This is a genomic window from Actinoplanes derwentensis (assembly GCF_900104725.1).
In the GTDB taxonomy this organism is placed as follows: Bacteria; Actinomycetota; Actinomycetes; order Mycobacteriales; family Micromonosporaceae; genus Actinoplanes; species Actinoplanes derwentensis.
In genome coordinates, this window is sequence record NZ_LT629758.1 from 9,552,029 (window position 1) to 9,569,460 (window position 17,432).

General features: G+C 68.8%; 15 protein-coding genes and 2 pseudogenes. 9 read left to right on the plus strand and 8 right to left on the minus strand.

Translation table 11 applies throughout. The annotated features are described in order from the left end of the window. Nucleotides 1-105 precede the first annotated feature (105 nt). Nucleotides 106-750: an NAD-dependent epimerase/dehydratase family protein gene (locus tag BLU81_RS51165; protein WP_231953789.1), complete on the plus strand. Its 645-nt coding sequence runs from the start codon at nucleotides 106-108 to the stop codon at nucleotides 748-750. A gap of 21 nt (nucleotides 751-771) precedes the next feature. On the opposite strand, the pseudogene BLU81_RS51720 reads toward BLU81_RS51165, so the two are convergent. After that, a pseudogene (locus BLU81_RS51720) lies at nucleotides 772-1,092 on the minus strand (EamA family transporter); the annotation flags it as partial. Here BLU81_RS51720 and BLU81_RS42680 point away from each other — a divergent pair. Further along, nucleotides 1,053-1,511 carry an AAA family ATPase gene (locus tag BLU81_RS42680; RefSeq protein WP_092554800.1) on the plus strand — a complete coding sequence of 153 codons (459 nt, stop codon included), beginning with the start codon at nucleotides 1,053-1,055 and terminating at the stop codon, nucleotides 1,509-1,511. The pseudogene BLU81_RS51720 and the gene BLU81_RS42680 overlap by 40 nt on opposite strands. Here BLU81_RS42680 and BLU81_RS42685 read toward each other — a convergent pair. The 3 genes from BLU81_RS42685 to BLU81_RS42695 all read right to left on the minus strand — a co-directional run bounded on the left by BLU81_RS42685 (nucleotide 1,504) and on the right by BLU81_RS42695 (nucleotide 6,801). After that, nucleotides 1,504-2,508, minus strand: a complete 1,005-nt coding sequence (locus BLU81_RS42685) for a glutathione S-transferase family protein (protein ID WP_092554802.1) — start codon at nucleotides 2,506-2,508, stop codon at nucleotides 1,504-1,506. The genes BLU81_RS42680 and BLU81_RS42685 overlap by 8 nt on opposite strands. A 532-nt stretch (nucleotides 2,509-3,040) precedes the next feature. After that, on the minus strand, nucleotides 3,041-3,811 hold the full coding sequence (locus BLU81_RS42690; RefSeq protein WP_092554804.1) for a DUF5995 family protein: 771 nt from the start codon (nucleotides 3,809-3,811) through the stop codon (nucleotides 3,041-3,043). Between the two features lie 176 nt (nucleotides 3,812-3,987). Further along, complete coding sequence (locus tag BLU81_RS42695; RefSeq protein WP_092554806.1) at nucleotides 3,988-6,801, minus strand: helix-turn-helix transcriptional regulator; 2,814 nt, start codon at nucleotides 6,799-6,801, stop codon at nucleotides 3,988-3,990. Between the two features lie 175 nt (nucleotides 6,802-6,976). On the opposite strand from BLU81_RS42695, the gene BLU81_RS42700 reads away from it, so the two are divergent. The 4 genes from BLU81_RS42700 to BLU81_RS48925 all read left to right on the plus strand — a co-directional run bounded on the left by BLU81_RS42700 (nucleotide 6,977) and on the right by BLU81_RS48925 (nucleotide 13,049). Beyond that, nucleotides 6,977-7,585: an adenylate/guanylate cyclase domain-containing protein gene (locus tag BLU81_RS42700; RefSeq protein WP_092554808.1), complete on the plus strand. Its 609-nt coding sequence runs from the start codon at nucleotides 6,977-6,979 to the stop codon at nucleotides 7,583-7,585. 104 nt (nucleotides 7,586-7,689) lie between these two features. Continuing rightward, entirely contained in the window at nucleotides 7,690-9,780 is a 2,091-nt protein-coding gene (locus BLU81_RS42705) for a DNA gyrase/topoisomerase IV subunit B (RefSeq protein ID WP_373873327.1), read from the plus strand. Nucleotides 9,781-9,794: 14 nt separating this feature from the next. After that, on the plus strand, nucleotides 9,795-12,314 hold the full coding sequence (locus BLU81_RS42710; protein ID WP_092554812.1) for a DNA gyrase/topoisomerase IV subunit A: 2,520 nt from the start codon (nucleotides 9,795-9,797) through the stop codon (nucleotides 12,312-12,314). 558 nt (nucleotides 12,315-12,872) lie between these two features. After that, nucleotides 12,873-13,049: a hypothetical protein gene (locus BLU81_RS48925; protein WP_157752020.1), complete on the plus strand. Its 177-nt coding sequence runs from the start codon at nucleotides 12,873-12,875 to the stop codon at nucleotides 13,047-13,049. 35 nt (nucleotides 13,050-13,084) lie between these two features. Here the strand turns inward: BLU81_RS48925 and BLU81_RS42720 are convergent, their stop codons facing one another. Further along, nucleotides 13,085-13,528, minus strand: a complete 444-nt coding sequence (locus BLU81_RS42720; RefSeq protein WP_231953790.1) for a MarR family winged helix-turn-helix transcriptional regulator — start codon at nucleotides 13,526-13,528, stop codon at nucleotides 13,085-13,087. A gap of 72 nt (nucleotides 13,529-13,600) precedes the next feature. Between BLU81_RS42720 and BLU81_RS42725 the strand changes: the two genes are divergently transcribed. After that, nucleotides 13,601-13,975, plus strand: a complete 375-nt coding sequence (locus tag BLU81_RS42725; RefSeq protein ID WP_092554816.1) for a cupin domain-containing protein — start codon at nucleotides 13,601-13,603, stop codon at nucleotides 13,973-13,975. 117 nt (nucleotides 13,976-14,092) lie between these two features. Here BLU81_RS42725 and BLU81_RS42730 read toward each other — a convergent pair whose 3' ends face one another. The 3 genes from BLU81_RS42730 to BLU81_RS42740 all read right to left on the minus strand — a co-directional run bounded on the left by BLU81_RS42730 (nucleotide 14,093) and on the right by BLU81_RS42740 (nucleotide 16,328). After that, nucleotides 14,093-15,043, minus strand: coding sequence for an aldo/keto reductase (locus BLU81_RS42730; RefSeq protein WP_092554818.1), 951 nt, complete (start codon nucleotides 15,041-15,043; stop codon nucleotides 14,093-14,095). A gap of 201 nt (nucleotides 15,044-15,244) precedes the next feature. Then, nucleotides 15,245-15,445 (minus strand): hypothetical protein, encoded by a 201-nt coding sequence (locus BLU81_RS42735; RefSeq protein WP_092554820.1) that lies wholly within the window; start codon nucleotides 15,443-15,445, stop codon nucleotides 15,245-15,247. A 55-nt stretch (nucleotides 15,446-15,500) separates the two neighbouring features. After that, nucleotides 15,501-16,328 (minus strand): class I SAM-dependent methyltransferase, encoded by an 828-nt coding sequence (locus BLU81_RS42740; protein WP_092554822.1) that lies wholly within the window; start codon nucleotides 16,326-16,328, stop codon nucleotides 15,501-15,503. A 158-nt stretch (nucleotides 16,329-16,486) separates the two neighbouring features. Between BLU81_RS42740 and BLU81_RS52190 the strand changes: the two are divergent. Beyond that, nucleotides 16,487-16,540: pseudogene (locus BLU81_RS52190) on the plus strand (hypothetical protein); the annotation flags it as partial. A gap of 31 nt (nucleotides 16,541-16,571) precedes the next feature. After that, nucleotides 16,572-17,423 (plus strand): RNA-guided endonuclease InsQ/TnpB family protein, encoded by an 852-nt coding sequence (locus BLU81_RS51175; protein WP_231953791.1) that lies wholly within the window; start codon nucleotides 16,572-16,574, stop codon nucleotides 17,421-17,423. Nucleotides 17,424-17,432: the final 9 nt, after the last annotated feature.

Here is a 17,432-nt window from a genome sequence, read left to right on the forward strand (position 1 = left end):
CAATACGGTAGTTACATCCGCGGACTGCGCAAGCCCTTCCCGGAAAGGCCCGGACACGCCCCGGCTTCCGGGCCTTTCCCGCCACGCACCCGGCACACTGGAAGCATGCGGGTGATCGTTTTCGGGGCGTCGGGCATGGTGGGTCAGGGAGTGCTGCGGGAGTGTCTACTCGCGCCGGACGTGACGGAAGTGCTGGTGGTGACCCGTTCGGCGACCGGCATCCACCACCGGCGGCTGCGTGAGGTGACACTCGCCGACTTCGCCGATCTCACTGGAATCGAGGGCGAGCTGTCCGGTTGGGACGCCTGTTTCTACTGCCTGGGCGTCTCATCGGTGGGGATGGACGAGGCCGCTTACACCCGGATCTCCTACGACTTCCCGATGGCCGCCGCCCACGCGCTGGCCCCGCGCAACCCGGATCTCACCTTCGTCTACGTCTCCGGCGAGGGCACCGACGCGAACAGCCGGCTGATGTGGGCGAAGGTCAAAGCCCGAACGGAGCGGGAGATCCTGGAGCTGTTCCGCAACGGGTTCGCCTTCCGGCCCGGATTCATCCAGCCCACGCACGGCGTCCGGTCGAAGACCCGGTGGTACAACGCCGCTTACACGGTCACCGCCCCGCTGATCCCGCTGGTCCGCCGGATCGCGCCACGCTACGTCATCACCACTGCCGAGATCGGCCGGGCCATGCTGCGGGCGGCCCGCGGCGGTTACCCGCAGCGGATCGTGACGACGGCCGACATGCACTGACTGTCCCCACACGACCGCGCCGAAGGCGAGCAGCATGCCCGCCGGCTGCACCGGCGTCAGCGCCTGACCCAGCGCGGCCCAGCCGATCAGGGTTGCCGTCAGCGGGGCGAACAGGTTGAGCAGCGACACCCGGGCGGCCGGCAGCAACTCCAGGCCACGGAACCAGATCGTGTAGGCGAGAGCGGTGCCGATCAGTGACAGGTAGGCGTACCCGCCGAGGTTTGTCACTGACAGTGTGTCGGGCAGGCCCTCCGCCAGGAGGGTGACCGGGACCAGCAGCACCCCGAGCCCCGCCACCAGGAGTGGCTGAATCGCCCCGAGCACACGCCGACGACGAGTCACTGGGCACCCTGGTGTGGTTCGGCCTGGCCGGTCCGGTCCTCACGGCTATCGCCGACGGCACCGTCCTGCTCGCCGACGAACTGGACACCAGCCTGCACCCGGCCCTGGTCGCCGAGTTGGTCCGGCTGTTCCAGGACCCGGCGACCAACCCGCGCCGCGCCCAGCTGATCTTCAATTCGCACGACGCCGCCCTGCTCGGCGACCCGGGCGGCGGTTCTCCACTGGGCCGGGACCAGGTGTGGTTCGCCGAGAAACGAGACGACGGCGGCTCACGCCTCCACGGACTGTCCGATCTGGCCCCGCGCAAGGAGGAAGCGATCAGCCGCCGCTACTCGGCAGGCCGCTACGGCGCCGTCCCCATCCTCTCGCGCCAACAGTTCGCCGCCGCCGTCCGCCCGGCGGCTCGGGGCTCTATCTAGCGGCGTGTTCGGCCGGAACCTGTTCGGCCGGGGAAAGCGGCGGCGGGGGAGTGCCGTCGCCGAAGGGGCGGCCGCCCAGGGAGTCGCGGTCGTGTGGGGTGAGCCAGCCGCTGAGATCCGGGCCGGACGGGACCACTCCGCTCGGGTTTATGTCGCGGTGTACCTCGTAATAATGCCGTTTGATGTGCGTGAAATCGATCGTGTCGCCGAAGCCCGGGGTTTGGAATAGGTCGCGTGCGTAAGCCCACAGCACCGGCATCTCGGCCAGCTTCTCCCGGTTGCATTTGAAATGGCCGTGATAGACGGCGTCGAATCGGACCAGCGTGGTGAACAAACGTACGTCCGCCTCGGTGATCTGTTCCCCGGCCAGGTAACGCTGTTTCGCCAGGCGCTCCGACAGCCAGTCGAGACGGGCGAAAAGCCTGTTGTAAGCCTTGTCGTAAGCCTCCTGGGTGCCTGCGAACCCGGCCCGGTAGACGCCGTTGTTGACATCCGCGAAGACAACCGCGTTCACCTCGTCGATCTGTTCCCGCAGCGCGGAAGGGTAGAGCTGCGGCGCGCCGTCCCGGTGGAAACCGGTCCATTCCAGCGACAGATCGATGGTGATCTGCGCGAAGTCATTGGTGACGACTTTGCCGGTCGGCACGTCCACGATCGCCGGAACAGTGATGCCTTTGTCGTAATCCGGGTACCGTGTGAGAAAGGCGTCCCGCAACCGTTCGATGCCGAGCACCGGGTCCCGCCCGCCGGGGTCCAGGTCGAACGTCCAGCTCCGTTCGTCATGGGTCGGCCCCGCGATCCCCATCGAGAGCGCGTCCTCGAGTCCCAGCAGCCGCCGCACGATGATCGCCCGGTTCGCCCACGGGCAGGCCCGGCTCACCACCAGCCGATATCGCCCGGCTTCGACCGGATAGCCGTCCCGCCCGTCCGCGGTGATCCGGGTGGCGATGTACCGCTGATCGCGGGTGAACTCTCCCGCCGGATTCACATAGGCCATGCCACTCACCATTCCCGGTCCGCCGCCCGGCTCACCCGAAAACCCAAACCTTTTTCAAGGACGAAGGACCGAAGGGCGAAGGACCAAGAACGAAGGACCAAGAACGAATGGCCGGGTACGAGTGACCACAGTCCCGTGGCGGTCCCCGCGAGGTGATGCGAACGGCAGACCGCCCGGCGACCGCCGGGCCGAATGCGGCGGAGCGGGTTGGCGGTGGCGCGGGTTTGGGTGGGCGAGGCATCCCCCCGTGTGTGACGCCTCGCCCGGCTCATGGTCGCGTCCGCACCAGAAGGGCAGCGCCGGGCACTGGAGTCACGCTCACGGTGAGGCCAGCGAGACGCCCGGTACCTGGGCGCTAGTCGCCTTTATAGCATGTTGCGAAAGCGCTTCCAGCCTGTTTTTGGGAGCGTGCCCACTTTTGCCCCCTTGCTGCTCAGCCGGAGCCGCCTGAGAGGTTCGCGCCGCTCGGTGAGCCTCGCACGGGTCACCCGGTCGAGTCTCGCCGCCATCAACCGACCGGGTGATCGATCGCTTACTGCAGAAAACCGCCGAACGGCGACAGCAGCAGTTTGCCGAGACCGGTGGCGGTGTTGTCGAGACGCCGGCGTTCCTTGTCCAGAGTGATCATGTCGTGCCGGACGGCCCAGATCTTCTGTGCGTTGCGCCAGGCGACGTTACGGGTGTACTCCACCATCTCGCCCTGCCACCAGTCGTCCAGATCGCCGTTCATCGTGTCGATGAGCAACTGCCAGCGGTCCAGATAACCGCGCCGCAGGCCCGGGATCTCCTCCGCGAAGATGTCGTTGACCTGGAGGTAGTCGTGGTGCTGATCGCTGCCGTCGATGGGGTCACTGCCCAGATGGTCGAAGGTGGTGACCAGTGCGAACGGCAGGTCGAAGTTGATGTGCGCGTTGACTCCGGCGACGGCCGACGGCAACGGGCGAGGGTCGGGTCCCGGAACCCGGCAGAACAGTCCGGCCCACACTCCAGGGCATGCGGGACTGCTCTCGGTCCAGTAGCGCAGGGCGTCGAAATATCGGGCCGCGAATTCGACATCGAGCCGGGACAGGAATGCCGGGTCCTTGAACTTTCCGTCGTAAAGGCGCTCCAGCACGTTCTCGGTGATCGTCAGGTAGAGCTTGTTGAAGTCGGCCACCGGATTGCCGGCCAGCAGCGGCGGCACCCGGCACAGGACTTCCTGAAGTTCAGCGAGCTGGTCGACCACTCCGGGTACGTCGTCGGGATGCCGTTGCAGGATATCGGACATATCCTGCTGAACGGGGCCCCAGATGGGCTGGGTCATCGGATCCTCCGTGGATGAAGCAAGACAGCGGAGGGCCCCCAGCACCGCCCGGCCCACTCACCAGAGCCGGGCGGTGCTCCCCCGTGGCGCTCACATTTCCACGGGGGTTCCGCGGTGGGATCGGTAGAACTACGTATTCCACATACGTATGTCACGGTAAGATAACGAAGCCCTGGTCAGGCTGCTGTCAGATACACGCGACTGGCTTGAACCCGACTACGTACCTGCAATTTGTCGAAGATGTGCCCCAGGTGGACACCCACGGTGCGCTCGCTGATGAACAGCTGCTCACCGATCTCCCGGTTCGTCAGGCCCTCGGCGACCGCGGCGAGCACCTCACGTTCGCGCCCGGTCAGCGCGGCCAGTTCATCGGCGGCCCGTTCCGGACCACTGGCCAACAGCGCGTTCTGGGTGTCGTCGCCGAGCGTGACCCGGAACCGCTGGGCCACCCCGACGATCTCGTTCGCGAACGGGCGGGCACCCATGGCGAGCGCCGTGGCGTACGCCTGGCGCAGGCCGTTGACCGCGGCGGTCCGTCGGACCCGGCGCTGCAGCGACGCCTCGGCGTGACGCAGACGCGCGTAGGCGGCCGGGTAGGGCTGCTGGCGGCGGTCCCAGATCGCGGCCGCCCGCGCCCACGGCTCGGGATCGTGCCGGTCCTCGACCCGGCTCAGTTCGGCGGTACACAGGTCGAGGTAGCCGTCGACCACCGCGCGAACCGCGGGCGGCGCGTCCACCACGCCCTTGACCAGGCGATCCATCACGGTCCGCAGGCGCCGGATGGCGCCCGGGTCGACGGGTTGCCCGGCCACGTGGGCCTGGGCCTCGGCCCGCAGACCGTGCCAGGCGAGCACCCCGAGGAGCACCAGGTCGTCGGAGCGGGTCTCGGTGACACCACGCTGGACGGCGGCCCGGGCCTCGGCGTGTTCGCCCTGCCACATGGCCAGGCCGGCGCGCAGTGTGAGCATCGGCAGCACGTGCCGGGCACCACCGCCGGCCAGCAGGGTGGCGACCGCGTCCAGGTCGCGGCGGGCGTGGTCGACCTCGCCGAACCCGACCCAGAGCTGCGAGCGGGAGAGCAGCAGTTCGACCGCGTCGGCGCCGGACGGCCGGTGCCGCATCGCGGTCTCCAGCACCGCGGACGCCTCGGCCCACTGACCGATCCGGAAGAGGCCCTTGGCGGCGATCGCCAGCAGCCGGGTCTGGTAGGTCCGGCCGACTCCGCGGGCGGCGAGTTGCTCGGCACCCCGGCGGGCCACCAGGACACCCTCTTCGATGCTGTTGAGCGGGCCGGTGAGCAACTCGGCGAGGTGCAGGTAGGCCACACCCAGGTCGTCCGGGTGACCGGAGCGCTCGGCGATCTCCACAGCGTGCCGGATGACGGCGAGACCGGCGTCCGGATCCTCGCGGAAGGCGGCGCTGAAACCGAGAGCGGCACTGGCCCGGACCAGATCGGCGGTGGCCCCGTTCACCGCGGCGAGTTCGAGGGCCTCCCGGGCGTGCTGGTTGGCGTCGGCGTACCGGCCCAGATGCAGCAACAACTCGGCCAGGTACGCGGCGGCGGAGGCCCGTCGGCGCGGGGTGCAGTCGGGTGCTTCCAAGGCGCGCTGGTACTCGATCTCGGCGGTCGCGGACCGGCCGGCCGCCGCCAGGTAGCGGGCCCGCCGCAGGTGCACGTCGGACTGACCGGGCGCGTCCGGGCGGCCGGCCAGCTCCTCCAGCCGGGCCAGTGCGAGCAGGTGCTCACCACAGTGGTGGGCCGACTCGGCGGCGCTGCCCAGCAGGTCGGTGCGCCGCGGATCGGTCTCGGCGGAGAGCTGGAGCGCGATGGTCCAGTAGCGGTGGGCTTCGGCGAACCCGTACATCCGTTCGGCGGCGTGGGCGGCCGCGACGACCGGGGCGAGTGCCCGGCCCGGTTCCCCGGCCCGCTGCCAGTGGAAGGCGAGACGGGCGTTGTCGGGTTCGCCCTCGAAGGACTCCAGCGCCTCCGCGTACCGCCGGTGCAGGGACGCCGCCTCGGCGGGCAGCACCTCGGCTTCGAGGACCTCGGCGACCAGCCGGTGCCGCAGTTTGTAACCGTCGCCGTCGCTTGCCACGAACCGGTGGGTGACCGCGGCCCGAACCGCTTCGATGAGCTGATCCTCGGGCAGCGGCACGACGCGGGCCAGCACCGAGTGATGGATCGGCTCGACTCCGGCGGCGATGGCGTGGACCACGGAGTGCGCTTTCGGTGGCAACTCGTCCACCCGGGACAGGAAGATCTCGCGCAGCGTGTCGGACAGTTCGACCCGGCCGTCGCGCAGGTCACGGGAGAGTTCCTCGACGACGAAGGGGTTGCCGCCGCTGCGTTTGAAGACCCGGTCGGCGTCCTCGACGGCCGGTGCGCGCCCGACGATCGCGGCCACCAGCTCGTGGGTCTGCTCCTGGTTGAGCGGTGCCAGGTCGACGACCCGCACCGACCGCAACCGGCGTAGTTCGGCAAGCACCCGGCGCAGCGGGTGGGTGCCGTGCAGCGCCTCGGCCCGGATCGCCGCGAGCACCGAGACCCGCACGTCACCGAGGCCGGCGAGCAGGTAGAGCAGGAGCTGCCGGGTGCTGCGGTCGGCCCACTGCAGATCGTCGAGCACGAGCAGGAGCTGCTGGTCACCGGCGATCGCCCGCAGGTCGTGGGAGACCCGTTCGAGCAGGGCGCCGGCGTCGTCGGCGGTGGTGGAACGGGTGCTGTCGTCGTGCCGGCGCAGGGCCTGGAGCACCGGGTGCAGTGGCGAGGCGTCACCGATGTCGAGGCAGGTGCCGAAGAGCACGGCGAAGCCACCGCCGCGCAGCGCCTCGGCGGTCTCCCGCAGCAGCCGGGTCTTGCCGACCCCGCTCTCCCCGGTCACGAAGACCGCGGAACTCCCGCCCGGCCCGACATTGCGCAGGTAGGACTGTATGTCGGCCAGCGTGCCGGTTCGCCCGACAAGCGGTCCTTCGTCCCCCAGGCCAACCATGTCCGGCAGCCTAATCCGTATCCGCCTATCACTATGTCGTCGGTTCGGACTGTTCTGCGTCACAAAAACGACGGAATTCGATGCTGTCAGAGATACGTCGTTCTGCGGATCCGCGTGCGGACGGGCGGCTGGCACCGTACTCCCGGTCAACGCATCGATCTGGGGGAGCGAAGACATGAGCACCGTCACCAGCGTCATTCAGGAGCGGCGACAGACCGTAACCGTGCTGTTCATCGACATCGTCGGCTTCACCGCTCTGGTGGACCGGCTGGATTGTGCGGAGGTCCGCGCGCTGCAACGGGACTACTTCTCGGTCGTCTCCGAGGTGGTCCGTGCGTGCGGGGGGATCGTCGAGAAGTACGTGGGCGACGCGGTGATGGCGGTGTTCGGTGCCGCGGAGGACGGGTTCGGGCCGGAAGCGGCGGCCTCCGCGGTTCGAGCGGGCCTGTCGGTGCAGGAGGCGTTGAGGGGGCGTCTCCTGGCCGGCAGGTTCCCGGTCCGGACCAGGGTGGGTCTGGCCACCGGTGAGGTGATCGTCGACCCGATGGCGGCCTTCGACGGCGGGTACGGGATGATCAGCGGCAGCGTGGTGAGCACAGCGTCTCGTCTGCAGGCGTACGCGCCGCACGGCACCGTGGTGGTCTGTTCGGCCACCCGCCAGGTGACCGACGAGCTCATCGCCTACCAGGAACTGCCACCAGTGTCGGTTCCGGGCAAGCCCTACCCGCTGGACCTGTGGCGAGCGCTGCAGCCGCAGACCGCTCCGTTGGCAAGTGTGGTGTAGCGCACTTTTTGGTGTTGATCATCCCCTTTTCGGCCACGGACTGGTCTAGACCTGCCTCGCCTGGGGCAGAAGTGTCGGGGGCGCCGGGTAGGCTCGCGCCGTCCTTGACCACCCTGGCCGATCGGGAGTGCCGCGTCGTGACCGCGCAACCAGAGACCTTGTATGGGGCTGACGACCTCACACACCTCGAAGGGCTGGACGCTGTCCGTAAACGCCCGGGCATGTATATCGGCTCCACCGACAGCCGGGGCATCAACCATCTCGCCAACGAGATCATCGACAACTGCACCGACGAGGGCGTGGCGGGCCATGCCACCAACATCGCGGTCACTCTGCACTCCGACGGCTCGGTCCAGGTCGACGACGACGGCCGGGGCATCCCGACCGACGTGCACGCCAAATCCGGGCTGAGCGGCGTCGAGTTGGTGCTGACCCGGCTGCACGCCGGCGGCAAGTTCGGCGGCTCCGGCTACAAGACCTCCGGTGGCCTGCACGGTGTCGGCGCCTCCGCGGTGAACGCCCTGTCACACCGTTTCGACGTGACCGTCAAGCGGGATGGCAAGGTCCACGAGATCTCGTTCCAGCGCGGCGTGCCCGGTGTCTTCGACGCGCCCGGCCCGGAGGCGGCGTTCACCCGCGAGCCCGGTCTGCGGGTGGTCCGGCGGATGAAACGGGGCGAGCCGTCCGGCACCTCGATCCGGTACTGGTACGACGCCCGCTACTTCGAGACCGGCGCCCGGCTCGATGTCGACAACGTCCGGACCAAGCTGCGCAACACCGCGTTCCTGGTCCCCGGCGTGCAGTACACGTTGTTCGACGCCACCGCCGAGGAGCCGGCCACCGAGGCGTTCCACTACCCCAACGGTCTCGCCGACATGGTGGACTTCCTCGCTCCGGCCTCGGACAAGCCGGTCTCCGGCATGCTCCTGGTCACCGGCGAGGGCGTCTACAAGGAGAACGCCGCCGACGCCAACGGCGTGATGCAGTCCAACGTGGTCCGGCACGCCCAGATCGAGGTCTCCTTCCGCTGGGGCACGGGTTACGAGCGGACCGTCGAGTGCTTCACCAATACGATCCGCAACGCGCACGGCGGCACCCACCGCAAGGGCTTCGAGCGGGCTCTGGTGCGGTCTCTGACCGACGCCATCCGCAACACCCGCGGGCTGCTCAAGCCCAAGGAGGAGCCGCCCGTCCTGGACGACATCCTGGAGGGCATGACCGCGGTCATCCACGTGCGGGTGCCGGAGCCGCAGTTCACCTCGCAGACCAAGGACGAGCTGTCCACGGCCGGTGTCACCCGGGTGATGCAGAGCCTGGTCGAGACGTACATCAAAGAATGGATCGACGGTCGCCGCACCAAGACCGAGGCGCGCACCGTCCTGCAGAAAGTGGTGGACGCGGCCCGTGTCCGCCTGACGCAGAAGCAGCAGAAGGACGCCGCCCGCCGCAAGACCGCCCTGGAAGGCGCGTCGATGCCGGCGAAACTGGTGGACTGCCGGGCGATCGGCATCGACCGCTCCGAACTGTTCATCGTCGAGGGTGACTCGGCGCTGGGCACCGCCCGGATGGCCCGGTCCTCGGAATACCAGGCGCTGCTGCCGATCCGCGGCAAGATCCTCAACGTGCAGAAGGCGAGCCTGCAGCAGGTCCTCGACAACGCCGAGTGCTCGGCGATCGTCCAGGTCCTCGGGGCCGGCTCGGGCCGCACGTTCGACATCGGATCGATGCGGTACGGCCGGGTCATGATCATGGCGGACGCCGACGTCGACGGTTCGCACATCCGGACCCTGCTGATCACGCTCTTCGCGAAGTACATGCGACCGGTGATCGAGGCTGGCCGGCTCTACGCCGCGATGCCTCCCCTGCACAAGGTGGTGGTCAAGGGCCGTAACGCGGAGACCCTCTACACCTACACCCAGCAGGAGATGGAGAGCACCGTCAGCCGGATCGAACGCGGCGGCAAGCAGGTCCAGAAACCCGTGCCCCGGTTCAAGGGCCTCGGCGAGATGGATGCCGACGAGCTGTGGGACACCACGATGAACCCCGCCGAGCGCACCGTCCGGCGGATCACCATCGAGGACGCCGAACGTGCCGAAGCCACCCTCGAACTGCTGATGGGTGAACGGGTCGAGCCCCGGAAGAACTGGTTGATCGAGGCCGCCGGCCGGATCGACCAAGAGACCATCGACGCCTGAGAGGTACGGTACCCATGGCACGCCGCAAAACCGACAAGCGTATCGACCTGTCAGCGTTCGACCAGGCCGGCGCCCGGGTCATCGACAACCCGCTCAGCACCGAGGTCGAGGACTCCTACCTGGAGTACGCCTACTCGGTCATCCACTCCCGAGCCCTGCCGGACGCCCGGGACGGCCTGAAACCGGTGCACCGCCGGATCCTCTGGTCGATGTCCGAACAGAACCAGCGACCAGACCGGCCCTACGTCAAGTCGGCACGCGTCGTCGGTGACGTGATGGGTAAGTACCACCCGCACGGCGATGTCGCGATCTACGACGCCCTGGTCCGGCTCGCCCAGGACTTCTCGCTCAACACCCCGCTCATCGACGGCCACGGCAACTTCGGTTCCCCCGACGACGGCCCCGCCGCCGCGCGGTACACCGAAGCCCGGATGTCCCGCGAGGCGATGCTGCTGGTCGGCGAGCTGGGCGAGGGCACCGTCGACTTCAAGCCCACCTACGACGGCTCCGAACAGGAGCCCCGGGTGCTGCCCGCGGCTTTCCCGAACCTGCTGGTCAACGGCACGTCCGGGATCGCCGTCGGGATGGCGACCAACATGATCCCGCACAACCTCGGCGAAGTCGTGGCCGCCGCCCGGCTGCTGATCCGCAAGCCGGGCGCCAGCCTCGACGAGCTGATGCGCCTGGTCCCCGGCCCCGACCTGCCCACCGGCGGCCAGCTGCTGGGCCTCGACGAGGTCCGGCGGGCGTACGAGACCGGCCGTGGTGTGGTCCGGGTCCGGGCCCGCGCCGAGACCGGCCTACTCGAGGGCGGCCGTGGCCGGCAGGCCATCACCGTCACCGAACTGCCCTACGGCGTCGGCGCCGAGAAGATCATCGAGGCGATCACCGACGAGGTGAAGGGCAAAGTGATCACTTCCGGTCCGCGGCGTGGCCAGCGCCAGGCTGCCCGGCTCGCCGGCATCGCCGACGTCAAGGACCTCACCGACCGCGAGCACGGCATCCGCCTGGTCATCGAATGCAAGGTCGGCGTCAACCCGCAGGCCCTGCTCGCCGACCTCTACCGGCTCACCCCCCTCGAAAGCTCGTTCGGCATCAACAACCTGGTCCTGGTCGACGGCCAGCCCCGGACCCTCGGCCTGAAAGCCCTGCTGGAGGTCTTCGTCCAGCACCGCTACGACGTGGTGACCCGCCGGACGCTGTTCCGCCGCACCAAGCGCGAGGACCGGCTGCACCTCGTCGACGGCCTGCTCATCGCCCTGATCGACATCGACCGGGTGGTGGCGCTGATCCGCGCCAGCGACGACGCGGCCGCCGCCAAGACCGGGCTGATGACCGAGTTCGGGCTCTCCGACATCCAGGCCACCTACATCCTGGACACCCCGCTGCGGCGGCTCACCCGGTTCGACCGGATCGAGCTGGAGACCGAACAGGATCGGTTGCGCGGCGAGATCGCCGAGCTCAGCCGCATCCTCGACGACGAGGCCGTCCTCAAGAAGCTCGTCTCCGACGAGCTGGCCGCGGTCACCAAGGAGTTCGGGGCCGCCCGCCGGACCACGCTCATCGACGGTGACCTCAAGGAGGTGCTCGCCGCCTCGGTGCCGGCCGGCCCACTCGAGGTCGCCGACGACCCCTGCCAGGTCATCCTCTCCGCCAGTGGCCTGATCGCCCGGACCGCCGCGGAGAGCGAGGAATCCACCGAAGCCGGCAGCCGCAGCGGCCGCACCAAGCACGACGCGGTCCGCGCGGTGATCCACTCCACCGCCCGTGGCCGGATCGTGCTGGTCACCAACCTGGGCCGGGCATTCAAGACCGACGTGCTGACCCTGCCGGTCCTGCCCGACCAGTCCGGCACTGTCTCGCTGCGCGGCGGCATGTCCGCCTCCGAGCTGGTCCCGCTGCACAAGGGGGAACGGGTCGTCGGCATGGCACCGCTCACCAACGGCGACTCGCCGGGCCTCGCGCTGGGCACCCGGCAGGGCTTCGTCAAGGTGTGCGCGCCGGAGTGGCCGGTCCGCTCCGACGAGTTCGAGGTGATCACCCTGAAGGAGGGCGACGAGGTCCTCCAGGCCACGTGGCTCACCGACGGCACCGAAGCCCTGGTCTTCGTCACTTCGGACGCGAACCTGCTGCGCTTCCCCGCGAAACTGGTCCGGCCACAGGGCTTGAAGGGCGGCGGCATGGCCGGCGTCAACGTGGCCGCCGACGCCGAAGTGGTCTCGTTCAACGCGGTCGCCACCGCCGACGACCAGCACGGCGTCCCGATGGTCGTCACCTCCACCGGCACGCAGGTCAAGGTGTCACCGTTCGCGTCGTACCCGGCGAAGGGCCGCGCCACCGGCGGCGTCCGGGTCCAGCGCTTCCTGAAGGGCGAGACCCGCCTGACGATCGCCTGGGTCGGCCCCCGCCCGGTCGGCGCCTCCGAAACCGGCGACCCGGTCGAGCTCCCCGAACCCGACGCCCGCCGCGACGGCTCCGGCAACCCGGTCATCATGGGCCCGCAGATCATCGGCCATCTGATCGAAAGGGACTGATTCCAGGGCGAATCGTCCGGCAGTGGAACGGTTGTCTTGGGGGCGGCGGTGGCCACTCCGGGTGGATCAGATTCGGTCCCCCGGTGGCCACCGTCGCCCCCAAAGCCTTTAAAGACGCGATCAAGGGCGTGATTTTTTACGCGTCCGGGGATTCCAGGCGCAGGTGGGTGTCGCGTGCCATCACGCCTGGTGGACGTCGGTTCCGGTCTCCTCGCGGGTTCCGGGCCGAATGCGATGGCCGGCGAGGCGGGCCGTGCGGCCCGGGACAGCTTGCCAGCTTTTCATAGGACTGCTCTGGTGCTCGTCGAAATCAGGGCAGCGGCGAAATCGTGGCGCCGATTCACGTACAGGCCGCCCCGGGACATGCCGACGATGACGTTGTGGCAGGCCGGTGCGGTCGGTGTCGGACGGGAAGGCTTTCGGTCACCCGGATCTCGGTTCTCAGCGCGGCACTGATGAGAATCCCGTCCTCCACGCGGCCGCCGGGAGTGCCGGTGCGGACATCCGCCCAGTAGCCCCGCCCCGCCCCGCCCCGCCCCGCCTCAGGAAGGTGACCAGGTGCCGGCCGTCATCGTATGGCTCGATCAAGGGTGTCCCGGTCTTGATCACCTCGACCCAGAGGCGGTCGACGGCGCCTGGTTCGGGGGCGTCGATGAGAGCGGCGATCTGGGGACTCTGCACGACGAACATCATTTGCTTTCCGGCGGCGACCGGCCCGGAATCGGCAAGAGCTGAGATCTCTCAACATGTCCACAGTGAATTGAGCCGGTTCACCAGACGGGACGGATACGGCCCGGCTCGGCCAGGTGGAGCAGGGCGGTGCGGAGGGCGGCGATCTGGCCCGGGGTCAAGGCGGTGGCCAGTGGGCGGAGGGTCGCATTGGCGGCGGCGGTGGCGGCCTCGGTGCAGGCGTTACCCCTTTCGGTCAGGGTCAGGAGGCGGGCTCGGGCGTCGGCGGGGTGTGGGCCGCGTTTCAGGTAGCCCTTCCGGATCAACTCCTCGGCCATCTGGCTGGCGGCCTGTTTGGTGATCTCCAGATGCTCGGCCAATTCGGTGACGGTGGCACCGGCGCCGGAGATCCGGGCGAAGGCGAAGCCGTGGGCGGGGCGGATGTCGGTGAAGCCGGCCTCCCGGACCCGGGAGTCGATGCCGTCCACCAGGGCTCGGGCCGCGCTCAGCAGGAGCACCGGGATGTCGTGGAGATCGTCGGGCACCGGAACAGTTTGACACGACGGTCAATCTGCTTGACTATTTAGTCAAGCAGATTGACTAAATGAGGAGGGAACATGTCGGTTTATCGCGGGTCCGAGGCGGTGGCGCATCGGATGGACGGGGTGGTCTTCCACGCGTACGCGTCGCCGTCGAACGGCAGCCGTGAGCTCTGTGCCTGGCGGGTGGAGATCGCGAGCGGGGTTACCGGATCGCCGCATCGGGTGGGGCGTGACGAGGTGCTGATGGTGCTCTCCGGCGCCCTGTCGTTCCGCCTCGACGGGGTGGCCGGGCTGGCCGGGCCGGGTGACGTGGTGGTGGTTCCGGCCGGCAGCGAGTTCCAGGCGGGCAACGGCGGCCCGGTCACCGCCTCGGCGTGGGTGACCACCAGCGCCGGCTTCGAGGCCACCATGCCCGACGGCACAACGATCACCCCACCCTGGGCGAGCTGACGCCCCGCGTGGTGAGGTGGGGTTCGAATCGCACCCCAACTCGTCACGGGCGGGCGATCCCGCAACTGTGTGGTGAGCAGCGGTTCGATCCGGACCCTGGCTCACCACGCTGTCTGTTTAGGCGAGTGCGCGGACGGCGGCCAGGTCGGCGGGGGAGAGCGGGCCCTGGGACTCGGCTTTCAGGCATTCGGACAGTTCGGCGCGGTTCTTGACGCCGAGCACGACGGTGGCCACTCCGGGGACCGAGAGGGCGTAGCGGTGGGCCAGCGAAGCGGGTGACTCGCCGAGTTCGGCGGCCAGTTCACGGAACGGTTCGGCGCGGGCGAAGTCGACTGCCGCCGGATGGGTGGGCGGCACCGTGCGGTCCAGGGCGCTGGTCAGGGAACCGCCGGCCACCGCGCGGATGGCGATCACCGCGATCCCGGCGGCGGCCGCGGCGGCCCGCAGGGCGTCGTTGCCGGGGCGGGCGGTGTCGCCGTGCATCCACAGGTCGCCGGACTGGTCGAGGGCGTTCACCACGATCTGGGCGGCGTCCGGAGCCGGCGTGGCCCGGAACGCGTCCAGTAGTGGTCCCGGATCACCCACGGCGGTGATGCCCCAGGCCCCGATCAGGCCCTCGGCGCGCAGTCGTTCGAACTCGGGCACGATCTCGTCCTGGTAGTCGGCCGGAGCGATCGTGCCGGACAGTGTGGTGCCGGCCCGCCGGAACTGGGTGTGCAGCAGGAACAGGTCCAGGTGGTCGCGGCCGAGCCGGGTGAGACTGTCCCGCAGGCTGCGGCGGATGCGGGCGGCGAAATCGCGGCCCTCGTCGTCCTGCAACTGGACCTTGCTGGTGATCCGTACCTCGCGGGCGGAGCCCCGGAGGGCGTCGGCCACGGCCCGCTCGGACTCGAAGTCGGTGCCGTAACTGGGGGCCAGGTCCAGCATCGTGATCCCGGCGTCGAGTGCGGCGTGGACGGTCGCGACGGCTTCCGCACGGTCGGTGCTGCCCCACACGCCGCCGATGCCGCCACCACCGAGAGTCAGTGCGCTGATCCGGCCCAGACGCCCGAAGTCCCGTAGTTCCATGATGTTCTCCCGTCGATTCCCGTCGATCCGGAATCGACGGTATGACCTGGAGCGCGCTCCAGATCAAGACGCGGAAGACCTAGGACGCGGAAGAGCAAGACGCGGAAGAGCAAGACGCGGAAGAGCAAGACGCGGAACAGCTAGGACGCGAGAGGCAGCCGGCGGAGTCGATCGGCCCCGCCGGCCGTCGGTCGGTAGAGATTACTTGCTGGGCTCGGGGACGTCGCACTTGATCTTCGGGTTGACACCCATCCAGTTGAGCGGGCCGGCGACCGTGGTCACGATGACCGTGCCCGCCTCCGCGCAGCTGGCGTCCTCGGTGTCCGAGAAATAGCCGCGTTCGTAGGCCGCGATGCCGCCGAGAATGAGCCAGATGACAAGAATTACCGCACCGATACGCATTTGAGAGCCTCCATAGCCGAGGGGTGAGCGACTCATACCCCGGCTATGGCGATCACTAAACGGCGGGCCGGGTGGCCTGGAGGGTGTAACTGTGCGGTAAACGGGCGGGCCGGTCGGTGAGCTGGTATTCCCCGTCGCCGATGTGCTGCATCCGGCCGGTGATCGCGTTCCACGGCACGCTCTGGTGTTCCTCCAGGCCGGTGAGGACGAGACCGGCTTCGAGAACGGCGGTGACGATCTCGCCGATGCCGTGGTTCCACTCGTGTGTGACGGTGTGGGTGAACACGTGCTCGGTGGCCACATAGGTGGAGGCTTCGTCGTACACCTGGGGCTCGGTGGTCTCGAAGTAGGGCTCGGTGATCGAGAGCAGTCCGTCGGTGCGCTCGTAGTCGAGGGACCACAGCACCGGGTGCCCCTCACGGACGAAGAGCCGCCCGCCCGGCGCCAGCAGTGACGCCACCGTCCGCGCCCAGCGTTTGATGTCGGGCAGCCAGCAGAGCGCCCCGATCCCGGTGTAGACGAGATCGAATTCGCCGGTGAGGGCCGACCGGGCCGAGTAGACGTCACTCTCGACGAAGTCGACGGCCGCGCCGGCGGAGGCGGCCAGCGAACGGGCCGAGGCCAGGGAGGCGCCGGAGAAGTCCAGGCCGGTCATGGTGGCGCCGAGCCGGGCCAGCGACAGGGTGTCGGTGCCGATGTGGCACTGGAGATGCACCCCGCGCAGCCCGGCCACGTCGCCGAGCCGGGGTTGATCGAACCGGACCACCTCACTGAGGAACTGGGGGTCGTCGGCGAAACGAGAGACCTGGTAGTCCGGTGAGGCGGTGTGGGCCACCGCGCGGTCGTCCCAGTTGGCCCGGTTCAGATCGAGATAATCGGTCATCAGATTCCTTTCGTGGAGACTCCGGCCTTCAGGCCGGGGAGGAAACGGAGTGCCCTGTGGGGCCGGTCAGGGATAGCCGATCCGCCGTCGAGGTGGATCGGCGTGTGCACCGGAACCCCTACGGGCCCGGTTTGAAACAGGTGTGCTATCCATTGTGGATGAGCGCCCCCGCGAAGCGGGCCTACCGGTTTCGCTTCTATCCGACGCATCGGCAGGCCGGCCTGCTGGTGCGGACGTTCGGGTGTGCGCAAGGTCTACAACCTTGCCCTGCAAGCCCAGACCGTTGCCTGGTCCGAGCGCCACGAACGGGTGAACTACGCGGCTACCGGCGCGATGTTGACGGTGTGGAAGAAATCCGAGGAGCTGGCGTTTCTGAACGAGGTGTCGTGTGTGCCGTTGCAGCAGTGCCAGCGGCATCCGCAGGGCGGATTCACCGCGTTCTTCGAGAAGCGGGCCGGGTTTCCGCGGTTCAAGTCCAAACGCCGGTCGAAGGCGTCGGCAGAGTTCACCGCCTCGGCCTTCCGGTGGCGTGATGGTGAGCTGACCCTGGCCAAGATGACCACACCCCTGCAAGTGGTGTGGTCGCGGCCGGTGCCGCAAGACGGTGCGCCGTATGCCCGGACGGCCGACCGGCGCCGTGACCATCTGCATCAACTGACGACTCGGCTCGTGCGTGAGACTCAAACGCTCGTGATCGAGGATCTGCCCGTGCGAAACATGGTCAAGAACCATCGTCTGGCCCGGAGCATCTCCGACGCCGCTTGGTCGTTGTTGCGGGAACTGCTCACCTACAAATGCGCCTGGTACGGGCGGAACCTGATCGTCATCGACCGCTGGTACCCGTCGTCGAAACTGTGCTCGCACTGCGGGCACCTGATCGACACACTGCCGCTGGGCGTACGGACGTGGGTGTGTCCCGGCTGCGGCACCCTCCACGACCGCGACGTCAACGCAGCGAGAAACATCTTGGCCGCCGGGCCGGCGGTGTCTGCCTGTGGAGCTGGCGTAAGACCTCAACGGGGAAACCTCCGTCCGGGGCGGCAGGCTGTGAAGCAGGAAACCCGGCGGGCGACCACCGGAATTCCCGTCCCTTGAGGGCGGGGA